This is a genomic window from Streptococcus agalactiae ATCC 13813 (assembly GCF_000186445.1).
GTDB classification, from domain to species: domain Bacteria; phylum Bacillota; class Bacilli; order Lactobacillales; family Streptococcaceae; genus Streptococcus; species Streptococcus agalactiae.
In genome coordinates this window covers 666,216-687,209 of sequence record NZ_GL636070.1, presented here as the reverse complement: position 1 = coordinate 687,209, position 20,994 = coordinate 666,216, and the positions used below count along the sequence as shown (strand labels likewise).

The 20,994-nt window shown below is 35.0% G+C and carries 24 protein-coding genes; 4 read left to right on the top strand and 20 right to left on the bottom strand.

Going from position 1 to position 20,994, the window contains the following annotated elements; all coding sequences use genetic code 11:
* Positions 1-103: 103 nt before the first annotated feature.
* The 3 genes from rplK to HMPREF9171_RS109720 form a co-directional block, all read right to left on the bottom strand.
* Entirely contained in the window at positions 104-529 is a 426-nt protein-coding gene (gene rplK / locus HMPREF9171_RS109710; RefSeq protein WP_001085803.1) for a 50S ribosomal protein L11, read from the bottom strand.
* Positions 530-739: 210 nt separating this feature from the next.
* Positions 740-2,122, bottom strand: coding sequence for an MFS transporter (locus HMPREF9171_RS109715; protein ID WP_000958254.1), 1,383 nt, complete (start codon positions 2,120-2,122; stop codon positions 740-742).
* Positions 2,123-2,129: 7 nt separating this feature from the next.
* The gene (locus HMPREF9171_RS109720; protein ID WP_001262288.1) at positions 2,130-3,344 is read right to left on the bottom strand and encodes a M20 family metallopeptidase; all 1,215 of its coding nucleotides are present in this window, start codon (positions 3,342-3,344) and stop codon (positions 2,130-2,132) included.
* Between the two features lie 258 nt (positions 3,345-3,602).
* Here HMPREF9171_RS109720 and HMPREF9171_RS109725 point away from each other — a divergent pair, with 258 nt between their 5' ends.
* Both HMPREF9171_RS109725 and HMPREF9171_RS109730 read left to right on the top strand, forming a co-directional pair.
* Entirely contained in the window at positions 3,603-4,508 is a 906-nt protein-coding gene (locus tag HMPREF9171_RS109725) for a LysR family transcriptional regulator (RefSeq protein ID WP_000795888.1), read from the top strand.
* Between the two features lie 60 nt (positions 4,509-4,568).
* Positions 4,569-4,922 carry a DUF3397 domain-containing protein gene (locus HMPREF9171_RS109730; protein ID WP_000639447.1) on the top strand — a complete coding sequence of 118 codons (354 nt, stop codon included), beginning with the start codon at positions 4,569-4,571 and terminating at the stop codon, positions 4,920-4,922.
* Between the two features lie 28 nt (positions 4,923-4,950).
* On the opposite strand, the gene pabB is transcribed toward HMPREF9171_RS109730, so the two are convergent.
* Entirely contained in the window at positions 4,951-6,666 is a 1,716-nt protein-coding gene (gene pabB, locus HMPREF9171_RS109735; RefSeq protein ID WP_000546844.1) for an aminodeoxychorismate synthase component I, read from the bottom strand.
* A gap of 81 nt (positions 6,667-6,747) precedes the next feature.
* Positions 6,748-9,198: a DNA translocase FtsK gene (locus tag HMPREF9171_RS109740; RefSeq protein ID WP_000231567.1), complete on the bottom strand. Its 2,451-nt coding sequence runs from the start codon at positions 9,196-9,198 to the stop codon at positions 6,748-6,750.
* A gap of 165 nt (positions 9,199-9,363) precedes the next feature.
* On the opposite strand from HMPREF9171_RS109740, the gene HMPREF9171_RS109745 reads away from it, so the two are divergent.
* On the top strand, positions 9,364-10,167 hold the full coding sequence (locus HMPREF9171_RS109745; protein ID WP_000721138.1) for a peptidylprolyl isomerase: 804 nt from the start codon (positions 9,364-9,366) through the stop codon (positions 10,165-10,167).
* 51 nt (positions 10,168-10,218) lie between these two features.
* Here the strand turns inward: HMPREF9171_RS109745 and HMPREF9171_RS109750 are convergent, their stop codons facing one another.
* From HMPREF9171_RS109750 to HMPREF9171_RS109760, 3 genes are all read right to left on the bottom strand, one after another.
* Positions 10,219-11,052 (bottom strand): metal ABC transporter permease, encoded by an 834-nt coding sequence (locus HMPREF9171_RS109750; RefSeq protein ID WP_000494350.1) that lies wholly within the window; start codon positions 11,050-11,052, stop codon positions 10,219-10,221.
* 1 nt (position 11,053) lies between these two features.
* A complete protein-coding gene (locus tag HMPREF9171_RS109755) occupies positions 11,054-11,770 on the bottom strand; it encodes a metal ABC transporter ATP-binding protein (RefSeq protein ID WP_000587174.1) in 717 nt (238 codons plus the stop codon).
* Between the two features lie 170 nt (positions 11,771-11,940).
* Positions 11,941-12,867: a metal ABC transporter substrate-binding protein gene (locus HMPREF9171_RS109760; RefSeq protein ID WP_000759089.1), complete on the bottom strand. Its 927-nt coding sequence runs from the start codon at positions 12,865-12,867 to the stop codon at positions 11,941-11,943.
* A gap of 166 nt (positions 12,868-13,033) precedes the next feature.
* Between HMPREF9171_RS109760 and HMPREF9171_RS109765 the strand changes: the two genes are divergently transcribed.
* Positions 13,034-13,681: a metal-dependent transcriptional regulator gene (locus HMPREF9171_RS109765; protein WP_000188491.1), complete on the top strand. Its 648-nt coding sequence runs from the start codon at positions 13,034-13,036 to the stop codon at positions 13,679-13,681.
* A gap of 39 nt (positions 13,682-13,720) precedes the next feature.
* On the opposite strand, the gene HMPREF9171_RS109770 is transcribed toward HMPREF9171_RS109765, so the two are convergent.
* The 12 genes from HMPREF9171_RS109770 to HMPREF9171_RS109815 form a co-directional block, all read right to left on the bottom strand.
* Positions 13,721-14,410 (bottom strand): 5'-methylthioadenosine/adenosylhomocysteine nucleosidase, encoded by a 690-nt coding sequence (locus tag HMPREF9171_RS109770; protein ID WP_000689754.1) that lies wholly within the window; start codon positions 14,408-14,410, stop codon positions 13,721-13,723.
* Between the two features lie 9 nt (positions 14,411-14,419).
* Positions 14,420-14,689: a cell wall synthase accessory phosphoprotein MacP gene (gene macP / locus HMPREF9171_RS109775; RefSeq protein ID WP_000517853.1), complete on the bottom strand. Its 270-nt coding sequence runs from the start codon at positions 14,687-14,689 to the stop codon at positions 14,420-14,422.
* Complete coding sequence (locus HMPREF9171_RS109780) at positions 14,689-15,243, bottom strand: NUDIX domain-containing protein (RefSeq protein ID WP_000344991.1); 555 nt, start codon at positions 15,241-15,243, stop codon at positions 14,689-14,691. The genes macP and HMPREF9171_RS109780 overlap by 1 nt, the downstream gene beginning before the upstream one ends.
* A gap of 20 nt (positions 15,244-15,263) precedes the next feature.
* Complete coding sequence (glmU, locus tag HMPREF9171_RS109785) at positions 15,264-16,643, bottom strand: bifunctional UDP-N-acetylglucosamine diphosphorylase/glucosamine-1-phosphate N-acetyltransferase GlmU (protein ID WP_000073779.1); 1,380 nt, start codon at positions 16,641-16,643, stop codon at positions 15,264-15,266.
* A gap of 244 nt (positions 16,644-16,887) precedes the next feature.
* A complete protein-coding gene (locus tag HMPREF9171_RS109790) occupies positions 16,888-17,301 on the bottom strand; it encodes a VOC family protein (RefSeq protein WP_000237574.1) in 414 nt (137 codons plus the stop codon).
* A 12-nt stretch (positions 17,302-17,313) separates the two neighbouring features.
* The gene (locus HMPREF9171_RS109795; RefSeq protein ID WP_000625771.1) at positions 17,314-17,691 is read right to left on the bottom strand and encodes a VOC family protein; all 378 of its coding nucleotides are present in this window, start codon (positions 17,689-17,691) and stop codon (positions 17,314-17,316) included.
* A gap of 88 nt (positions 17,692-17,779) precedes the next feature.
* Positions 17,780-18,736 carry a Gfo/Idh/MocA family protein gene (locus HMPREF9171_RS109800; protein ID WP_000762185.1) on the bottom strand — a complete coding sequence of 319 codons (957 nt, stop codon included), beginning with the start codon at positions 18,734-18,736 and terminating at the stop codon, positions 17,780-17,782.
* The gene (locus HMPREF9171_RS109805; protein WP_000647211.1) at positions 18,733-19,185 is read right to left on the bottom strand and encodes an ASCH domain-containing protein; all 453 of its coding nucleotides are present in this window, start codon (positions 19,183-19,185) and stop codon (positions 18,733-18,735) included. The genes HMPREF9171_RS109800 and HMPREF9171_RS109805 overlap by 4 nt, the downstream gene beginning before the upstream one ends.
* Entirely contained in the window at positions 19,182-19,415 is a 234-nt protein-coding gene (locus HMPREF9171_RS1000000113375) for a DUF3977 family protein (RefSeq protein WP_228305701.1), read from the bottom strand. Before HMPREF9171_RS1000000113375 ends, HMPREF9171_RS109805 begins: the two co-directional genes overlap by 4 nt.
* A gap of 8 nt (positions 19,416-19,423) precedes the next feature.
* Positions 19,424-20,122 carry a 3-oxoacyl-ACP reductase gene (locus tag HMPREF9171_RS109810; RefSeq protein WP_000170242.1) on the bottom strand — a complete coding sequence of 233 codons (699 nt, stop codon included), beginning with the start codon at positions 20,120-20,122 and terminating at the stop codon, positions 19,424-19,426.
* On the bottom strand, positions 20,115-20,351 hold the full coding sequence (locus HMPREF9171_RS0102425) for a DUF2829 domain-containing protein (RefSeq protein WP_000141918.1): 237 nt from the start codon (positions 20,349-20,351) through the stop codon (positions 20,115-20,117). Before HMPREF9171_RS0102425 ends, HMPREF9171_RS109810 begins: the two co-directional genes overlap by 8 nt.
* A gap of 344 nt (positions 20,352-20,695) precedes the next feature.
* A partial coding sequence (locus tag HMPREF9171_RS109815) for a YbaK/EbsC family protein (RefSeq protein ID WP_001872102.1) occupies positions 20,696-20,994 on the bottom strand: 299 nt, incomplete at its 5' end.

Here is a 20,994-nt window from a genome sequence, read left to right as displayed (position 1 = left end):
TTTAAAATTCTCCTTGTAATGTGGTCAATCGATTTGATTTAAAATCTCCCACGTCACTCATCAAACTACGATGAAGTCTTGCGGGTTATGTGGGTGTTTCTGATTAGTCAGTAACAGTGAATCCCATAGAACGAGCAGTACCTTCGATCATACGCATTGCAGACTCAAGGTTTGCAGCGTTTAAATCTGGCATTTTAGTTTCAGCAATTTCTTGTACTTGCGCACGAGTAACTGTTGCAACTTTAGTTTTGTTAGGTTCACCTGATCCTTTTTCAACACCTGCAGCTTTTTTCAAAAGAACAGCAGCTGGTGGTGTTTTAGTGATGAAATCAAATGATTTGTCTTCATATACTGAGATAACAACTGGAATAATCATACCAGCTTGATCAGCTGTACGAGCGTTAAACTCTTTAGTGAATCCCATGATGTTGATTCCTGCTTGACCAAGTGCTGGTCCAACTGGTGGAGCTGGAGTTGCTTTACCAGCAGGAATTTGAAGTTTTACAAGTTTTTCAACTTTTTTAGCCATTTTTAAAAATCCTCCTGTTGTGGTTTTGGCGGTAATTAGAAATTTTTACCTCCCACAGGTATGTTTATAACATACCTTACCATTATACTATAATCATAAATAAAAGCAATAGTTTTAAGCTATTAATTTCATTATATTTTAAATTTCTTTCCCAATTCCTTTAACATTATTATAACAATACTTGAGATTTTGAATCTCAAGTATTGTTATTTATTTATCCTCAATTTTCTTAGGGATAACAAAAAGAATTGATAAGATCGATAGACTACAAAAAACTAGGTTTAAAATTAATCCACACAAAGCAGCTTTGTGAAAATCTGCATTACCAGAAAAAGCATGATAAATCGCAATTGAAGTTGCTACACCAATTGCACCACCTAGTGAACTTGCCATTTTGTAAATTCCAGATGCAGAACCTACTTTTTCATTAGGAATACTAGAAATAGCTGTATCCGTTGATGGTGTCGCATAGATCCCCAAGCCTGTCCCAAATAAAGCATAACCAACAAAGACTAACACAAGATACAAAGGGCCTTGAATATTGACCAAAGTCATTAAAAATATCCCAACAAATGTGCTCATAGCTCCCAAAAGCATTGGCTTACGGGCACCAAAGCGTTGTAAAATTTTCTCACCAACTCGGATAGCAATTAGTACACAAACCAAATAGCCTAAAGACATTTCACCTGCAACCTTTGGTGTTAGCTGGCGACCTTGTTGCATGTAAGTATTAATAACAATCAGAGTTCCTGCAACTGCATTCAGTAAGAAATTTGATATTGTCGCACCTAAGTAAAATCGATTTTCAAACAGATGAAAGTCAATAAAACTATTAGATTTACGTGTTTCAACATAATAAAACAGAACAAATCCAATAAGCATTACTGTAAAAAGACTCAATGGAATAACGTTCATCAATCCATGTTCTTGAGCCATAGATATCCCAATATTTAACGATAACATTGAAATAATAAAAATAATTAAACCAAGGTAATCAAAGTGAGTTTTTTGTCCAACATTTTTACTTTCTGGGGTTCCTAAAATTAATAGAAAACTAAGTACTGATGCGATGATCGAAAAGATAAAGACATAACGCCAACCTAGAGTACTTGCCACCGCTCCACCAAAATAAGAACATAGACCTGGGCCACCCCATGATCCGATTGACCAGAAACTAACTGCACGTTGTCTATCTTTACCATCATAGTACGTTTTAACCAAGGCCATTGTTGATGGCATAATAAAAGCTGCTGCCAATCCTTGAAAAATACGTCCCATAATAAATAGCACTGCTCCATTAGCTAAAACAATTAGTAGAGAACCAATAATATTTAAGCAAAGACCAATAAAAGTAAATTTAACTCGACCAAGTTTATCTGCTAAACCACCAGTTACAACAATAAATAAACCTGAAAACAATGCCGTACTTGAGACACCAATATCCATTGCACCAGATGAAATACCTAATGATGACTGAACATCTGGTCCCATGTTTAAAATAGACTGTGCAAATAACCAAAATGATAGTACAGCGAGTACAATTCCCACCAATAATTTGTTATTTCCTTTGAAATTTTCCTTTGTCGTTAACATATGTTATCTATTCTCCTTCTTCAAGCATAGCAAGCGCTGCTGTTGCCATTGATTTAGCAGATACCATCAATGATGATTCTGCAATTTGGAATTTTGGATGATGATGTGGGTAATATGGTTGCCCCTCTTCGTGTGCTCCAACATAGAAGAAGCAAGCTGGGATTGTTTGAGCATAATAGGCAAAATCTTCAGACGGCGTTTGAGGATCGCAATCAATGACGTCTAAAATTTCTTTTATAGCAACAGATTTTAAACTATTTGCAACTTTCTGTGTCACTTCACTGTTATTAACTAAAACAGGATAATCATTCTGATAGTCTAACTGATAACTAACACCATAAGTTTGTGCTATTCCATCTAGAATACGCTTAAATTCCTCCTCAACAACACCTCGTGTCTCTTCAGACATCACGCGCACATCACCTTCTAAGGTTACACTATCTTTGATCACATTAGCGGAACCTTTACCATCAAAAGATCCGATAGTAACTACTGCTGTGTCAAATGGACTAACTCGACGACTGACAATCGTTTGCGCTGCCATAACAAAACTAGAAGCTGCAACAATTGTATCATTTGCACGATGTGGCATGGAACCATGTCCACCCTTACCTTGCAAAATAACTTTAAAAGTGGCACGCCCTGTTTGAATGGGACCTGCGTGATATTGTACCGTTCCCTCTTCCATCGTTGACATAACATGGATACCAAGGACAGCATCAATGCCATCTAAACATCCTGCTTCAATCATTGCTTTTGCTCCGCCTGGTGGCACCTCTTCAGCCGGTTGATGTAAGATACGGATATGACCTGAAAATTCTGATTTCAATTCAATCAAGCTCTCAGCCAAAATCAATAAATAAGCTGTATGGGCATCATGTCCACAAGCATGCATAACGCCCGCTGTTTTTGAAGCAAAAGAAAGCCCTGTCTCTTCCTGAATTGGAAGAGCATCAAAGTCGGCTCTCAAAGCAATGTGTTTGATGGGCTTATCTGTCGCTTTATCACCATAGATATCGACTACGACGCCATTCATACCACCAAATTGTGTCTGAACATGACAGTCCTTACCTTTATAAAAATCTGAAATATAAGCTGCTGTTTTTGTCTCTTTAAATGATAATTCGGGATTTTCATGTAAATAGCGACGAATAGCAACTATTTGATCACATTTTTGGTCAATTTTTTCAAATAATTGATGTCGCAAAGATGCATTGGCCATTTGCTTTCCTCCTTAAAATATGAACAGTTAAAATAAGGCTATTATTCTAACAATCTGCTCTTATATAGTCTACTTTTGAAAATAATTTTTTACAAATAAATTTTTTTAGATATTTCTATAACTAAATAGTTATGAATATATCATGTTATACTACTAAATTAAAATAGATTGATTTTAGCTCAAAATGATAGTAAACTTATAGCCATAACGTATCATAACTTATTATTAATCTAAGGATATCAAACTGGTTATAAAGTCTTGAAAAATCAACAAAAATTAATGTATCTAGAGAGTATCGAACTATACTCAAACATCACTAAAGCCGCTGCACACCTTTTTATTTCTCAACCTTACCTAAGCAAAGTGATCAAGCAATTAGAAAATGAGTTAGAAATAAAACTCATCCAGAGCCAAGGACACCAAACCTTTTTAACTTATGCTGGACAGAGATATCTATTCTACCTAAAAGAAATTGATATGATTGAGCGTCAAATGGCCAAAGAACTATATCTCATCCGTTCTGATAAAAAAGGAGAAATCACACTTGGGATTAACTCTGGCTTAGCAAGTTCTATTCTGGCAAATGTACTTCCAAAATTTAACTTGGAGCACCCAGAAATTTCTGTCAAATTACTCGAAAACAATCAAAATATTTCTGAACAATTGGTAGCGAGTGGTGATATTGACCTAGCTGTTGGGATGGCTCCTATCCTTTATAAAGATGGAATTGCATCAACCACTATTTACCGCGACGAATTGTTTTTAATGATACCTACCACCAGCCACCTCTACAACGCTGAAAAACGTGGACAGATTATTCCTTTTGAATATCCTATTTCAGTTCTAGACAATGAACCTCTTATCCTAACACCATTAGAGTACGGAATTGGCAAAACAATTGCACAATTCTATGAGCTTCATCACATGTCATTAAATCAGATGATTACAACTAGTACCATTCCTACAGCAGCTAGCCTATCTTTGTCAGGGATGGGAGCAACATTTGTTCCACAAACTCTCATTCATCGCTATTTGGATAAAGAGTGCAATGTCTACCATTTTCATAAGAATAAGTTATTTTCAGAGTACATTATGATTTATAAAAAAGATGTTGAATTATCTGGAATTGCTCTCCTACTTTATAAAGCTTTTTTAACCAAGTAGTTTCGCTAATTCTATTGAAAATCAGTTTACATCTTACCAAAATCGGTATAAAATAGACCTATGATATACAAAATTATTGCTTCTTTATTTCTTGTTTTAATCCCTATATTTTCACAGGTTCTTGTCAAAATATTTAAACTTAAAAAATTTAACATTATGTTTCCAGATGTTGCTTTTCCTATTTTTGTTTTTTTAATTCCATTAATATCATCTAGTCTGTTAAAACAAAATCTTTTACCTTACTATCTGATTCTCATTTCATTACTGGCAATCGGAATTACAATAAAGCTTCTACGAACAAAGACTCTTTTTTCTTATAAACGTTTTTTAAAATTATTTTGGAGATCTGGCTTTATTCTAACTTTCCTTTTTTACCTAGGATTATTGGTTATCATCTTTATCAAAGTACAATAAAAAGAGTTGGATAAATTTCCAGCTCTTTTTACTTTAGGTTTAGAGGATAAAGCCCTCTAACAGCATTACAGGCGTATACAGCATCGGCTGATTCTAAATCTTTTAAAGTTAGTGGTGCTTCAATTACTTTTTGGTTTTCAAGGAGATGACGACGATAAATCCCATTCAACCCTCCTTCTGATAAATCTGGGGTTAAAAACCTTCCATTTTTTTCTAAAACAATATTCCCAATACTTGTTTCCAATAGCAGCCCCTCAGGAGATACAAATATCTTTTCATTCTGACCTTCAATGATATGTGGGCGATAAGAAGTTTTAAAATAAGTAAACGGGGATAATTTAATAGGGTAGTCTTGTACGACCACCTCTGCCGTTAAAAACTTTTTTGATAAATTCACTAGTTGTTTTACCTCAAACGTTACCTTACCAGTTTTATCAAGCATTATTTTCAAGCGGTAATCCTTCTTATCTAGCTGATGAAGGTATTTTTTCAGTTCCCTTTCGAATTTACTTTTATCAAAAGGATAAGCAAAATAAGACGCTGATTCAACTAATCTCTCGACATGTTGTTGAGAGAAAAGAAGTTTATTTTCAGTCACTCTTCCTGTAGTTATTAATTGAAATTTTGGATTGACACATGTTAAAACAGCTGATTTTTGACGGGTTTCTTCATATTCAGAATCTGTCTGGCTCTCCCACGTAATACCTCCACCAACGCCGTAATAGGCTTGTTGACCTTTCATTTGTACTGTGCGAATAGGAACGTTAAAAATAGCTTGTCCGTCTGGCATGCAAAGTCCTATCGTCCCACAATAAATACCTCTTGGCCGTTTTTCCAACTCATTAATAATAGCCATTGTTGATATCTTAGGAGCTCCAGTGATAGATCCACAAGGATATAAAGCTTGAAAAATAGACGTAAGTGTCACTTCTGGCGATAAAACTCCTTCAATAGTTGATGTCATTTGCCACACAGTTGCATACTGCTCCACTTGACATAGTTTTTTTACCTTAACTGTTCCAACATCACAGATACGGCCCATATCGTTTCTTAATAAATCAACAATCATCATATTTTCAGAACGATTTTTGGGATCATTTGCCAACCAATCTCGCTCCGCCACATCTTCTTGATAAGTAGGCTTTCTAGCGCTTGTTCCCTTCATTGGTCTAGTTGTTAAGACTTCACCCTTCTTCTTAAAGAACAATTCCGGGCTTACAGATAAAATCCTTTTATCATCGTAGGCAATATAAGCATTATATCCTGCTCCTTGTTCTACCATTAGGCGTTCATAAACGCTAAAGGGATCCGAGCATAATTGTTGGCTAAGCTCTAGTGTATAATTTACTTGATAAGTATTTCCTTGTCTAATTTGTCCTTTAATATTGGCAATTGCCTCTTGATATTCTTGCTCAGAAACATTAGCAGTCCAATTATCTGTTAATCTAACATTTTCATAACTTAAAGGAAAAGCTTCGTTCTCACAATCTTTATGTACTGTAAAATAAGCTAGATGTTCCCCAGCCAACTTCTGATGAGAAACTTTAAAATGTGAATCAAAAGCAGCAGATGCTTCATAAGATAAATAACCAACAACATAATAATTCTTAGATTGATAATAATCAACTTCTTTTATCACTTCTAAGACTTGTTCTAAAGTATCAGCTATTAATTCTTTTGTAGGATTTTTAAAACGATATCTTTTTCCTAATTCTTTGAAATCAATAACAGTCTCAATATGCATTCGTAACCTTCTTCTTCATCTATTTGCTTCATTATAACATAAAAAACTAATCCGACAATTTCTTGTCAGATTAGTTTTTTCTTATTCACTCGGAGTTGGAGTCATTAAAACTTTTCGTGGCTTGGTTCCTTCTGCTGGACCAATAACCCCCGCTGCTTCTAACTCTTCCATTAGTCTTGTTGCTCTATTGAAACCAACAGACAATCGGCGTTGAATCATTGAGGCACTTGCTTTTTGCGTCTCTAAAACGAGTCCCTTGGCTTCTTCAAAAAGAGGATCACTTTCAGGTACTCCGCCTCCACCACCAGAGCCGTTATCTGTTTCAGATACTTCTCCAGGATCAAAGGCATCATCATAGTCAGCCTCGGCTTGGTCTTTGATAAAACCAACGATCCTTTCAACATCATCATCTGAAATAAAGGAACCTTGTAGTCGTACTGGATGATTCTCATCAATAGGCTTAAAGAGCATGTCACCCCGTCCCAAGAGCTTTTCAGCACCATTTTCATCAAGGATCGTACGGCTATCAGTACCACTTGAAACAGCAAAGGCAATACGCGACGGAACATTTGCTTTAATCAAACCAGAAATAACATCTACGGATGGACGTTGAGTTGCAAGAATCATATGGATACCTGCAGCACGTGCTTTTTGCCCCAAACGAATAATAGCATCTTCAACTTCTTTACTAGCAACCATCATCAAGTCAGCCAATTCATCTACAATGACAACGATTAAAGGCAAAGGTATTTGTTTTTGCTCAGAAGAAGCATTAAACTCTTCAACCTTTGTATTATAACCTGCTATATTACGCACACCAATTTTGCTAAATAACTCGTATCGATTTTCCATTTCATCAACAACTTTTTGGAGTGCCTTACTTGCTTTACGCGGATTGGTTACAACAGGGATTAATAAATGTGGAATATCATTATAAACAGATAATTCAACCATTTTGGGATCAATCATCATAAACTTAACTTGATCTGGACGTGCCTTCATCAAAATACTTGAAATAATTCCATTAACTGCCACAGATTTACCTGAACCAGTTGAACCAGCTACCAAAAGATGCGGCATTCTAGCTAAGTTAAAACTGCGAGCATTGCCGTTAACAGCTTTTCCTAGTGGTACTTCTAAAAGGTTTTCAGGATTGGCATCAGATTGTTCCCAAAGTTCGCGGAAAGAAACCGTTGCAATTTCTGAGTTAGGAACTTCAATACCTATTAATGATTTTCCAGGAATTGGTGCTTCTATACGAACATCTTTTGCTGCAAGAGCAAGAGCTAGGTCGTCAGATAGATTTGAAATACGATTCACACGAACTCCAACTGCTGGTTTAATTTCATATTTAGTAACCGATGGTCCAATTTCAGCACGTTCTACTTTTACATCGATACCAAAGCTTCTAAATGTTTCTTCTAAAACTCTGATATTCTTTCGGACTAAATCCTTTTCTTTGGATTGATTTTTAGGCTTATCTGGTGCAAATAAATCTATCGTTGGTAATTTATAAACCAGTGTCGTTTTAGGTGTAAAGTCGACATTTTCTATATCACTATCATCTACATCATCATCTAAATCATAAACCATTTCCTCGTCACTTTCTCTCATATTAGGAAGCGGCGAATCATAGTCTTCTAAATAAATTGTCGGCTCTACTGGTAAAGGATCATTTTGAGGCGATGTCTCATAAGCAAGAATCTCTGGCTCAAATACCGGAGTTGATGTTTCACTTACCTCAGGTGGTAGCGTATGATCCAAATTGTCCTCAGCTTGTTCCTCTAGAATCTCACCCGTTTCAGGGTCTACATTAACCGAAGCTAAATAAGCTTCTTCTTCAGCTTTTTGACGCTCTATGCGCTCTTGTTCAGCGATTGCTTTTTTCATCTCTCGCTTAGCAAAACGCTCCTTTTTATTTTGCTCGTGCTTCTCTGCCACTTTATTTTTAAAAGCTCTAATAAATTCGACGATGTCATAAACTTCCAGAGAACTCATTAAAAAGAGACCCAAAATGATGAAGAGAACACCAATCATATAGGCACCAATATTAGAAAAGAGAAAAGCAATTGGCTTGTAAATCAAAGCACCCAACATACCTCCACCGGCAAAAACAGTGATTTTAAATTGCATTAAATCAGATACAATTAATCGAGCAGTTGAACGCAAAATTTCTTTATCTTTCAAAATAGGCATCGAGAAAAGGTAAGCATGCCACTCAATCAATAATCCTAAAGAAGCTATCAAAAAACCTGCTACTAAGCCATCTTTCTTTCGCAACCATTTAAAGAAATAAAGGTAGATTAAAGTTGCCGCAATAAATAAGTAAGCCAAGCTACCTACCATAAAACGGATGACATTGTAGACTGTAATACCAAAAATACCTAATCTGATAATACCAAAGAAGAGAATAATTGTTAAAACAAGAGCAGTAATCATCCTTTGAATAGCTCTTTGACGCTCTATTTCTGCCTTAGTAGGTCTTCTGGTTTTCTTTCCTTTTGTTTTTTTCTTATTTGCCATAAATACCATATTTCAAGTGAAATACTTGTTCCTCACTTTCTCTATCAACTCATGCTATACTATTCTATCATAATTTCAACAAGTCCCCCAATAGGTTTACTATTTACTTTTATAAATTATTTAAAAATTTATGATAAAATATAATCATCTTAATAACTTAATCAAGGAGTATGTATGAAAAAAATTATTTATCTTGGTTTAGCCTGTGTCAGCATATTAACTTTAAGTGGTTGCGAGTCAATTGAGCGTTCTCTAAAAGGAGACCGTTATGTTGACCAAAAACTAGCTGAAAGCTCTTCAAAGGAAGCTACTGAACAACTAAACAAAGAAACTAAGCAAGCCTTAAAAGCTGATAAAAAAGCTTTTCCTCAATTGGACAAGGCTGTTGCCAAAAACGAGGCACAAGTGCTTATAAAAACCTCTAAAGGTGATATAAATATCAAGTTATTTCCAAAATATGCTCCTTTAGCTGTTGAAAATTTTCTAACACATGCAAAAGAAGGATACTATAATGGGTTAAGTTTCCACAGAGTTATCAAAGATTTTATGATACAATCTGGTGACCCTAATGGAGACGGAACCGGTGGAAAATCTATATGGAATGGCAAAGATAAAAAGAAAGATTCTGGAAATGGCTTTGTTAACGAAATCTCCCCTTACCTCTACAATATCAGGGGAAGTTTAGCAATGGCAAATGCTGGAGCTGACACTAATGGTAGCCAATTCTTTATCAATCAAAGCCAGCAAGATCATTCCAAACAACTGTCAGATAAAAAAGTTCCTAAGGCGATTATTAAAGCCTATTCAGAAGGAGGAAATCCAAGTTTAGATGGTGGTTATACCGTCTTTGGACAAGTAATCTCTGGCATGGAAACTGTGGATAAAATTGCTTCGGTAGAAGTTACAAAATCAGATCAACCAAAAGAAAAAATTACTATTACAAGTATCAAAGTTATTAAAGACTACAAATTTAAATAATTCTATCAAAAATGAGACTAGAACATTTTCTAGTCTCATTTTTTAACAACACTATTGTTTCTTTTTAAACAAACTTTGTTTAGGAGAAAATAGGAAAGCAAGTAAAAACATAAAAGTAGATGTTAAAACAATACTTGATCCTGCGGCAATATTAAATGTATAACCGATATACAACCCCAGAACAGATGCTACTGCTCCTAATGCAGATGATAAAAACAACATTGTTCTGAGACTTTTAACATAAAGATATGCTGTTGCAGCTGGTGTAATTAAAAGTGCTACGATCAATATTGTTCCCACACTCTGCATAGCTGTTACTGCAACTAATGTTAACAAAATCATCAATAAATAATGATAAAAAGAAACTCTCATTCCCATTGATTTTGCTAAAACAGGATCAAAAGAAGTCAATAATAATTCTTTAAAGAAGATAGTAATCAGAGTCAGTACAATTAATCCCACTATAATAGTCATATATTTATCACTATCTTGTACTGCCAAAATATTCCCAAAAAGAATTTGAAAGAGGTTAGTTGTACTATTAGCAAGTCCAATTAAAATGATACCTAAGGCTAAAAAGGACGAAAAAGTAATTCCAATAGCAGTATCTCCTTTTATGACACTATTTTCTTTAATATAAGTAATGATAATCGAAGACAACAAACCAAAGACAATAGCACCTATAAAAAAGTTAATCCCTAAAATAAAAGATATAGCAACACCTGGTAGAACAGCGTGAGAAATAGCATCACCCATCAAAGACATTGAGCGCAAGATAATAAAACAGCCTACTGCACCCGCTACAATACCAATCACAATTGCAGTTATAAAAGCATTTTGCAAAAAATGATAAGTCAATAAGCCTTCAAAAAATTTCGTAAACATTCTAGTCTCCTTGTCCTAACAAAATAGCATCACCGTAAGCAGCACTTAAATTCTCACGGGTAAATGCCTGATCTATTGGTCCACAAGCAATTAGATGACGGTTCAAAATAATTACTTGATCAAAATAATGATCAACTTTACTCAAATCGTGATGGACGACTAAAATTAATTTTCCGGCCTTACTTAATTTTTTTAGTAAATTGACTATGATTTGTTCACTAATGGAATCAATCCCTACAAACGGCTCATCTAAAAAAATGTAATCCGCTTCTTGAACGAGACATCTTGCCATAAGCATACGTTGAAATTGTCCACCTGATAAGGCATTAATTGGTCTATTTTCAAACCCTCTCAAACCAACTTGATCAATCACTCGGGACACTTTTTCCCAGTCAGTTTTTGATAGTCGCTTGAAGAGGCCTCGTTCCTTATATAATCCTAAAGAAACACATTCTCCAACAGTTATAGGGAATTGGTAATCAATATTAGTTTTTTGTTCAACATAGGCTACTCTCCCCATTAAAGGTAGCAAATCTCCCCCAATCCCTGATTCTCCAGTAGAATCAACCAAACCAAGAAGGGCTTTCATAAGCGTAGATTTCCCCGCTCCATTAGGCCCTAAAATACCAATGATTCCGGAGCCTTCTAGGCGTAAATTAATATCTTCTAGCACTAAATTATTATCATAACTTACGCTTAAGTGTTTACTAATAATCATTTTTCCTCCAAAAGTAGAATGGAGCTGGTTATAAAACCAGACTCCACTTCTCTGTATTTATTAAGGCTAAGTCAGTTTTTAGATTAGGATTTCGACATTGTTACAACTCAGCCTTAAGCGAGAATACTACATCATTGATTTCATTATGATTTCAATGTCGATTCTCACTCTTATTTTGCTAAACCTTCTGCAATCTTATCAAGATTCCATTTCATCATAGCGTAGTAGCTGTCACCCTTTTGACCTTTTTTAGCAATTGAGTCTGTGAAGATCTCTGCGTAAATTGGGATACCTGATTCTCTTGAAACAGATTTCATAGGACGCTTGTCAACACTTGATTCAACGAATAAAGCTGAAGGTCTTACTTGTTTTAATTTCTTAACTAAGCTAGTAATTTGATCTGGTGTACCTTCTTCTTCAGTGTTAATTTCCCAGATGTATGCTGATGGAACTCCATAAGCTTTTGAGAAATATTTAAAGCAACCTTCACTAGTAACAATTAATTTTTTATTAGCTGGAATGGCATTAAATTTAGATTTTGCTTCTTTATCCAATTTTTCTAATTTAGCTACATAAGCATCTCTGTTTTTCTCATAAGTAGCTTTGTTTTTTGGATCTTTAGCAATTAATTGCTTAGCAATATTTTTTGAGTAAATAATACCATTTTCAAGGTTCAACCAAGCATGTGGGTCTTCTTTACCTTTTCCGCTTTGACCATTTAGATAAATAACATCAACTCCATCGCTAACCGCAAAGTAATCTTTGTTTTCTTTCTTCTTAGCGTTCTTTATTAATTTCGTAAACCAAGCATTACCGCCTGTTTCAAGATTAATTCCGTTGTAAAAAACAAGATCTGCTTGAGTTGTTTTTTCAACGTCTGCTGGTAATGGCTCATATTCATGAGGATCTTTACCAACAGGTACAATACTATGTAAGTCGATTTTGTTACCGGCTATATTTTTTGTTATATCTGCCAAAATAGAGTTGGTTACAACTACTTTTAATTTTTCGTTTTTGGCTTGATCCTGCTTGTTAGCACAGGCACCTAAGCCTAAAAATGCTACAAAACATGATACAATAACTAACCACTTTTTCATCAAAATGCTCCTTTTAAAATTAATATAAGTTATGTATTAAATTAAGTTAACTTAATTTTGATATTAGCATAACCTATTATAAAGTATTTGTCAAATACTTTTTCAGTATTTTTTGATATAATGGTCTTAGAAAAATAGATTTTAAGAAGTATAAGAAAGACTGAATATGACTCCAAATAAAGAAGATTACCTAAAATGCATTCATGAATTAGGTGAAAAAAACAACAAAATTTCCAATAAGAAAATCGCTGAAATGATGCAAGTCTCAGCTCCTGCCGTGTCAGAAATGATTAAAAAAATGATAAGTGAACAACTGATTGTTAAAGATAAAGATTTAGGATATTATCTTACTAAACAAGGTTTATTAGTTGTTTCTGACCTTTACCGTAAACATCGTCTAGTAGAGGTATTTTTAGTTAACCATTTGCACTATACTGCTGATGATATTCATGAAGAAGCGGAAGTTTTAGAACATACTGTATCAACAACTTTTGTTGATCGATTAGAGAAGTTTTTAGACTTTCCACAATTTTGTCCACACGGTGGGACTATTCCTAAAAAGGGAGAGTTTTTAGTAGAAATTAACCAAATGACATTGGACCAAATTAGTCAGCTTGGCACATATGTTATCAGTCGTGTTCATGATGATTTTCAGCTACTGAAATACCTAGAACAACACCGTTTGCATATCAACGATACCATTGTATTGACACAAATTGACCCTTATGCAAAAACTTATCACATCACCTATAACGATGAAAATCTAACAATCCCTGAGCGTATCGCAAGTCAAATATATGTATCTGCTACATAAATAAAAAAGTCCGTGTATTCATTAGATACACGGGCTTTTTTATAATGCTTTCAAAAATGCCATTAATACTTGGGCAGAGCGTTTACCAGCTTCAAGGATAAATTCATCAAATGTGATATTGGCATCATGAGCTGCAGTATCACTCATAGCACGTACCACCACAAAGGGCTTTCCTGTAGCTTGAGCAGCTTGGGCAATTGCTGCACCTTCCATCTCGACAGCTAAAACCTGTGGAAAATGCCCCTTAATAACATCAATCTTTTCCTGACCAGCAATAAAACTATCCCCAGTTGCAATTAAACCAACTTTACTAGTCATTTCTTCTTTAGATAAAACTGCTTCAAAAGTGGAAACAAAAGTCTTATCCGAATGAAAATAAAGTGGCTGCATTGACATTTGTCCATAGTCATAACCAAAGGCGGTTAAATCTACATCGTGATAAACTAATGTATCTGCGACAACGACGTCTCCTACATTCAATCCTGTTGCTACTGCACCAGCTGATCCTGTATTAATAATAGCATCAACTTTAAAGCTTTCTGCTAAAATAGCAACACTCATCGCTGACATGACTTTCCCAACACCAGACTGTACTAAAACAAGCTCATGTTCACCATAACGTCCACTGTAATATACATTTGATAATACTGTCTCTTGAGATTTATCCTCAAGATTTTCCACAAGGAGTTTTAACTCTTCCTCCATGGCTGCAATAATTCCAATTTTCATGATATTTCCTTATAATTTAAAAATTGCATAAAGCAAGAGAGCCAACAAAATAAGCAAAATGAATAAAACTAAATTCAACTTACGTTGAAATTCATTTCGTTTTGCATTCTCAATCCAGCGACTCTTGTAGATATGTTTACCGTTCTCATCAGTTAGTTGCTCCATGCCATCTTCTGTAGAAATAATTTTAGTTTCTTGATCTAAGATTGTTTGACCTGAAACTTTTTCACCTCGATTTGAACGTTCAATCATATCATCTGTTAACAATGGTTTTCCCATTAAGAATGTCCTCCCATTTTTAAACCGTAATATTGTAAAGCAATGATCGTTTTCGCATCTTGAATCATGCCTTTTTCTACCATTTGCATACAATCCTCATAACTTAACTCTAGAAGCTCAAGTACCTCATCATCATCTTGTGGCCTAGGATTTTCAACTTTTTGTAAATCAGTAGCTAGATAGAGGACGATTTTCTCATTACAAAAACCAATAGCAGTGTAGAAACTATAAAGAATTTCAAGATTCCCTGTGTAGCCAGTCTCTTCTTCTAATTCCCGAAGGGCAGCTTCTTCCTTAGAACCTGACTCACCCGTCTCAAGTTTCCCTGCTGGAATTTCGTAAGAAATACCTTCAATAGCCTTACGATACTGTTTCACTAAAACAATTTTATGCTCAGGAGTTACCGCCAAAGTAGCAACAGCTCCTCCATGAAAAACAAGTTCACGTTTGGATTGTCCCAATCCATTTGGCAACTCTACATCATCAACAGCTACTTTGATAATTTGTCCATCAAAAACAGTTTGACGATTGATTGTTTTTTCTTCAAAATCCATAAGAACCTCCCAAATAAGTGTTACTTTTGTGAAGGATGATGTGGTTTTTTATTGGCATATCCTTCTTTATTGACTTGACGTCCTCTTCCAATAGCTATGCTATCAATTGGAACATTATCTGTGATGGTAGATCCAGCTGCTGTTAAAGCATTATCACCAATTTCAAGTGGTGCAATCAGAGTAGAATTACTTCCGATAAAGACATTACTTCCGATTTCTGTTTTAAATTTATTTTGTCCATCATAATTGACAGTAATCGTCCCTGCGCCAAAGTTAACATCACAACCTACCTCTGCATTGCCGATATAAGTTAAATGGCCTGCCTTCGTATTCTCTCCTATTTGAGAACCCTTTACTTCAACGAAATTACCAATATGAACACCTTTTGCAAGACTTGTTCCTGGTCTAATATGCGCATAAGGGCCTACGGTTACTCCATCAGAAATAATGGATTCTTCAACCATCGAATTAGTGATGGTAACATCATTTCCGACTTGAGCATCTACTAAATAACTACCATTGGTTAATAAAGTACCTTTACCAATCTTCGTCTGTCCTTTTAAAGTCACATTAGGCTCAATTACAGATTCTTCTCCAATCTCAACATCAATATCAATATAAGCAGAATCAGGATTAACCACTGTGACCCCATTAACCATATGTTGACGTGCAATGCGCTGACGCATCACTTTTTCAGCAGTTGCAAGTGCTACACGATCATTAACTCCTAGACTTTCGTCAAAGTCACGAAGTTTATAGGCACCTACCTTTTTACCCACTTCTTTGAAAATTCCAATAACATCAGTTAGATAATACTCTCCTTGAGCGTTATTTGTATTAATGTCTTTAAGTGCTTCAAATAGACTTTGATTATCAAAAACATAAGTTCCAGTATTAATTTCTTTAACCTGCTGCTCAAAGTCATTAGCATCCTTTTGTTCTACAATTTTAGTAACTTCATCATCTGAATTACGGATAATACGACCATATCCAAATGGATTTGCAGCATCGGCTGTTAAGATTGTTGCAACGTTTTTATGATTGACATGAAAATCAATTAAGTTTTTTAAACTTTCTCCAGTAATCAGGGGTGTATCACCTGCAATAACTAGTGTATGTCCTTTTGATGTCGCTAATTCTTCTTCCGCCATCATTACAGCATGGCCAGTCCCTAGCTGTTCTGTTTGCATTACAAACTCTGATTTGTCACTTAAAACATCACGTACAAGCTCCGCCTTATGTCCAATAACAGTAACAATTTTACTTGGCTCAATAGCTTGCACACTACGGAAAACATGCTCAAGCATGGTAATACCAGATACTTTATGCATAACTTTTGGTAAATCAGATTTCATGCGAGTTCCCTTACCCGCAGCTAAAATAATGGCATAATTTGACATATTAATTCCTCTATCTCTGAATATAATTCAACCTATTATATCATAATGCCTTCAACTTATCACTAATACCCCTTTAAATCCCTATTACAATAGACTTTAGCTAAAATAGCTTACTTCAATTAAGAATAAAATAGCTACCAAAAGGTAGCTATTCAATACATGAAATCCGTTGATTTTTTTCTGCTCTGTTTGCAATCAGTATTTTTATAAATCTATCATTGCAATGCTCAGATGGTAAAAACGATTAGTTTAACTCTGTTGAAATTTGCCACATCACACCAAATTGGTCTACTAAGTTTGCGTAAGCAGGACTCCAGAAAGTTTCTTGTAACTCTAACTGAACTTCTTGTGCATTCTTCTTTAATTTTTCATAAATTTCACGCGCCTCCTCTACGCTACCCACAATAATAGCGGCCGTAACATTTTTACCAACTTGATACACGAAATCTGGATTTTCATCCGAAATTTGCAGACGAATGCCACCAAAAATAAGTTGAGCATTAATGATTAAATCCTTGCGGTCTTCAAGACAGTTGGGGTCCATCTCTTCCCATGTCATCATATTTACTAAATCAGCTTGAAAGACATTTTTATAAAAATCAACCGCTTGTCGCCCATTTCCATTTGTTACGATGTATGTTTCTAGTGCTTTAACCATAAGTTCTCCTTTTTATTTTACTTCACAGATTGCAAAGTAATTATTGTCATTATCGGAAAAATTAAAAACTCTCATACTCCCCATATCAACAATAGGATTTGTCATAACCTCATTTTCTGTTAATTCTTGATATGTACTGTCAATATCAGTAGTTTCAAATAAAATAGAGGGAGTTGCTAAATCTAGCTCAGGACTCATTTGAGCTATAATTGCTTTGTCATGTAAGACGAAGCTAACTTCACTATCCAACTTCGGTGCAACTATATAGGTTACATAATCTCCTTGTGTTTGTTTTTCAACACGCTCAAAACCCACCTTGTTTTTCCAAAAATCTGCTGATGCTTCAACATTGCTAACGTAGAGCATTATCTGTCCAATTGATGAAATCATTTTATTATCTCACTTTCGGATTTATTACTAATTAGTATAACATACAGTATTTAAAATAAGTAAAAAATGACTCAAAAGAGTCATTTACTTATTTCGTTACCATATCTAGAACTTTCATCACCGTTCTACTATGTTCTAAAGCTTGAGCAGCACGCTTAAAATCTAAATTGCTAATAATACCTTCAAAAATAACAAATTCATCGTGCATGCGATGCCTATCACCATTTAATTGATAAACATGACTTTCTTGTCCATTCATAGTTAATGAAATTTTAGGCATAGTATTAGTTGGCCCTAAAATCGCTATAGACCCCTTATCACCTTGAATAGTAGATTTTACTTCTGCACTACAATCTTTTGCTCCAATACAGACTGTCTTAAAGTGCCCATAGTCTAGGACTAGAACTCCTGAAGTATCAATACCATGCTCTATATTTGGTAAATACTGTGCTGTTATAGGTTCTCCAAAAAGTCCAATTACTAAATGTAAATTATAAATATTAAGGTCTCTCAACGCACCTCCACCCATTTCAGGATTGAAAGCTGGTGCTATTTCCCCACGTTTAAAGGCATCATAACGCGATGAATATTGGGAATAATTACATTCTACAATTTTAATATCTCCAAGGTTGCTTAAATGTTCTTTTACAAGATCAAAATTAGGTAAATATTGATTTGTAATTGCTTCGAGTAATATCAGTTGCCTAGTATTGGCAATAGATACAAGTTCTTCTAATTGACTTGCTTCTAATGTAAATGGCTTCTCACAAATGACATGTTTTCCTGCCAAGAGTGCCTCCTTAGCATAGTCAAAATGCAAGTGATTCGGCAGTCCAATATAAACTGTATCAATCTCCTCATTGTCCAAAACAGCCTTATATTCACTCGTAGCTAGAGACATGTTATATTCCTTAGCTAGATCTTTAGCTGTCTCCAAACTTCTAACTGTTGATAAGATAGCAACTAAATCAATACCATCAATTTTCTGCAAGACAGGCAAAACTTCCTTCACAATCATACCTGTACCCAAAACCGCTAATTTCATTCGTTAATCTCCTTTGGGTAAACCACTTGGAATTCCTCTAAAACTATCCTAGAGTCCTCACTAAACATTAAACCAAACTCCTCAAAATAAGGTTTAAAGAAATCAATGTGAGCTTTTCTCCACCATTCTAAAGTTTTATCTCCTTCTCCTTCTTTAAAAGCATGGTCTGCAGAGACATCTTTAAAAGGGACAATATCAACTTTAGTTATTTCAATAATACAGATAGCCTCATCATTGCTATCCAAAATAATATCATATGAACCAACTTGTGGTAACTCTTCCTCATCTAATTCATATAAATCATAGGCAGAGGCTGTTGCAGTTTTTGTCCCATCTACAACTAACTTTGCCAGAAGATCTGGTTCTGCTCCAAATTGCCATGCATCTATCTCATCACCGATTGAAGGATTCAAAGATTTAAACTTATTCCATAATTCTTGTGCCTTCATATTACCTCCGAAGCAATTCCCACAACAAACTTAACTGCGTTACTCATTTTTCTTTGTCTTTTAAATCCTTCTTTAACATCTAAAATATAAACAGTTTGACCAATCCAAACACGTAAATAAACAGATTTTATTAAAATATCACCTGATATTCCTTTAGCTTCCCACTCAGTACCATCAGATGCTTCAAATTCCGTACGTAATAACCAAGTATTACCATAACCAAATTCAATCTATTTTCTCATTTCAAACTCCAGCCACCATCAATTTTGACAATTTCACCTTGCATTGATCTCGCTTTTCCTGAAGCAAGAAATCCAGTTAATTCAGCAACTTCACTTGGTTTAGTCCAACGACCAATTGGCGTCTCACTAGCTACCCATTCTGCTAATCCACCAGGTTCAAAATCACTAGCAGTCATAGCAGTTTGTACAGCACCTGGCGCTATACCAAAAATTTGAATACAATCTTTTGCGTAATCCAAAGCCAATTGACGTGTGAATCCCGCAAGGGCATGTTTAGAACTAGTATATGCAGCTCCACCGCCACCCGCTATAAAACTTGCTATTGAGCACATATTGATAATAATACCTGACTTCTTTTCCACCATACGTTTAAGATAATGACGTGTTAGCCTAACAGTCACGAAAAAATTAATATCAAATAGGTGTTCCACTTCTTCATCACTTACTTCTAAAAGCGGCTTGTAAGCATCTAGAATACCTGCAGTATTACACAAAATATCAACACTCGGTACCATTGTGAATAGTGGGGATAAATCTGAGGTTAAATCCAACTTTATAAAGTTAAAATTACCGTTTAAGTTCGGTTTATCCGACTTATCCACACCATATACTTGATACCCTTGTTTCAAAAAATATTGAGCCTGTGCATAACCAATTCCACTAGCACAGCCCGTCACTAAAACAACTTTAGTCATTGACCTCGATCCAATCCTCTGCTAAAACATCACATGGTGTTGGTGCCCACATGGAAAAACCTTCACCTTCACCAGTAACATTAATAAGAAAATAAGGTGTAGCCTGTAGTACTTTCCCATTAACTTCAAGGGTATCAAATAACTGAACATAATTTTCAGCGCCCCCCCAACCTGTACGTACATATTTTTTCTTTGCTTTTAAACCTGGTAAAATTTCTTCAAATGTCATATTGTTCTCCTTTATTGTCTTTAACCATTGATATATCAAGGTTTGTTGCTTATTTAAAATCATAATTTTAAGTTTCTTCGCCTTTTAGTTCACCTAGATGCTATTTATTGTTTTCATAGTTTCTGTCTTATTTTACTTTGATTATTCCTCTTAGATACTCTCCGATAATAGCAAATCAATACCTACCATTGAAACAGCCAAGCTACATGGTATTAAAAATACTTACTTAGCTTTTTTCTTCAAAGAAATCCTCCTTTACTCAATACAATTAACGAAACACAGATAATAACTTTCACTCAGTTGGAGCAAGTAATAAAACATGAAAACACATTGGGTAAAGCAAACTATAATTCTATGATATTAACTTCATACCCGAGTTGCTCTAAGAAAGTAAAAAGATCCGTGGTCTGGATAAAAATAGTCTTATCGTTAGTGTTAGGATGAAAACTCATTCTTTCTTCTTTGACGATTTCTTGATCAAAATAAACAAGGATATCTTTATCATGATTATTAATTAAACCAAAAGGGGAAACCACACCAGAAGGTAAAAGCATTTTCTGATAGAGGCTATCCGCAGAAGCCATTCGAATGCGATTAGCACCAACTAATTCTTTAAAACGTTCCATGTCTAACAGTTTCTGGT

What these genes read in the sequence shown, in the direction of transcription:
- HMPREF9171_RS109765 (WP_000188491.1), top strand. Translation starts at nt 13,034, where the DNA reads ATGACTCCAAATAAAGAAGATTACCTAAAATGCATTCATGAATTAGGT.
- HMPREF9171_RS0102425 (WP_000141918.1), bottom strand. Translation starts at nt 20,351, where the DNA reads ATGACATTTGAAGAAATTTTACCAGGTTTAAAAGCAAAGAAAAAATAT.
- HMPREF9171_RS109715 (WP_000958254.1), bottom strand. Translation starts at nt 2,122, where the DNA reads ATGTTAACGACAAAGGAAAATTTCAAAGGAAATAACAAATTATTGGTG.
- macP (WP_000517853.1), bottom strand. Translation starts at nt 14,689, where the DNA reads ATGGGAAAACCATTGTTAACAGATGATATGATTGAACGTTCAAATCGA.
- HMPREF9171_RS109800 (WP_000762185.1), bottom strand. Translation starts at nt 18,736, where the DNA reads ATGAAATTAGCGGTTTTGGGTACAGGTATGATTGTGAAGGAAGTTTTG.
- HMPREF9171_RS109745 (WP_000721138.1), top strand. Translation starts at nt 9,364, where the DNA reads ATGAAAAAAATTATTTATCTTGGTTTAGCCTGTGTCAGCATATTAACT.
- HMPREF9171_RS109740 (WP_000231567.1), bottom strand. Translation starts at nt 9,198, where the DNA reads ATGGTATTTATGGCAAATAAGAAAAAAACAAAAGGAAAGAAAACCAGA.
- HMPREF9171_RS109750 (WP_000494350.1), bottom strand. Translation starts at nt 11,052, where the DNA reads ATGTTTACGAAATTTTTTGAAGGCTTATTGACTTATCATTTTTTGCAA.
- HMPREF9171_RS109810 (WP_000170242.1), bottom strand. Translation starts at nt 20,122, where the DNA reads ATGACTAAAGTTGTTTTAGTGACGGGCTGTGCTAGTGGAATTGGTTAT.
- HMPREF9171_RS109790 (WP_000237574.1), bottom strand. Translation starts at nt 17,301, where the DNA reads ATGGTTAAAGCACTAGAAACATACATCGTAACAAATGGAAATGGGCGA.
- rplK (WP_001085803.1), bottom strand. Translation starts at nt 529, where the DNA reads ATGGCTAAAAAAGTTGAAAAACTTGTAAAACTTCAAATTCCTGCTGGT.
- glmU (WP_000073779.1), bottom strand. Translation starts at nt 16,643, where the DNA reads ATGTCAAATTATGCCATTATTTTAGCTGCGGGTAAGGGAACTCGCATG.
- pabB (WP_000546844.1), bottom strand. Translation starts at nt 6,666, where the DNA reads ATGCATATTGAGACTGTTATTGATTTCAAAGAATTAGGAAAAAGATAT.
- HMPREF9171_RS109795 (WP_000625771.1), bottom strand. Translation starts at nt 17,691, where the DNA reads ATGATTTCATCAATTGGACAGATAATGCTCTACGTTAGCAATGTTGAA.
- HMPREF9171_RS109755 (WP_000587174.1), bottom strand. Translation starts at nt 11,770, where the DNA reads ATGATTATTAGTAAACACTTAAGCGTAAGTTATGATAATAATTTAGTG.
- HMPREF9171_RS109720 (WP_001262288.1), bottom strand. Translation starts at nt 3,344, where the DNA reads ATGGCCAATGCATCTTTGCGACATCAATTATTTGAAAAAATTGACCAA.
- HMPREF9171_RS109760 (WP_000759089.1), bottom strand. Translation starts at nt 12,867, where the DNA reads ATGAAAAAGTGGTTAGTTATTGTATCATGTTTTGTAGCATTTTTAGGC.
- HMPREF9171_RS109770 (WP_000689754.1), bottom strand. Translation starts at nt 14,410, where the DNA reads ATGAAAATTGGAATTATTGCAGCCATGGAGGAAGAGTTAAAACTCCTT.
- HMPREF9171_RS109730 (WP_000639447.1), top strand. Translation starts at nt 4,569, where the DNA reads ATGATATACAAAATTATTGCTTCTTTATTTCTTGTTTTAATCCCTATA.
- HMPREF9171_RS109780 (WP_000344991.1), bottom strand. Translation starts at nt 15,243, where the DNA reads ATGGATTTTGAAGAAAAAACAATCAATCGTCAAACTGTTTTTGATGGA.
- HMPREF9171_RS109805 (WP_000647211.1), bottom strand. Translation starts at nt 19,185, where the DNA reads ATGAAGGCACAAGAATTATGGAATAAGTTTAAATCTTTGAATCCTTCA.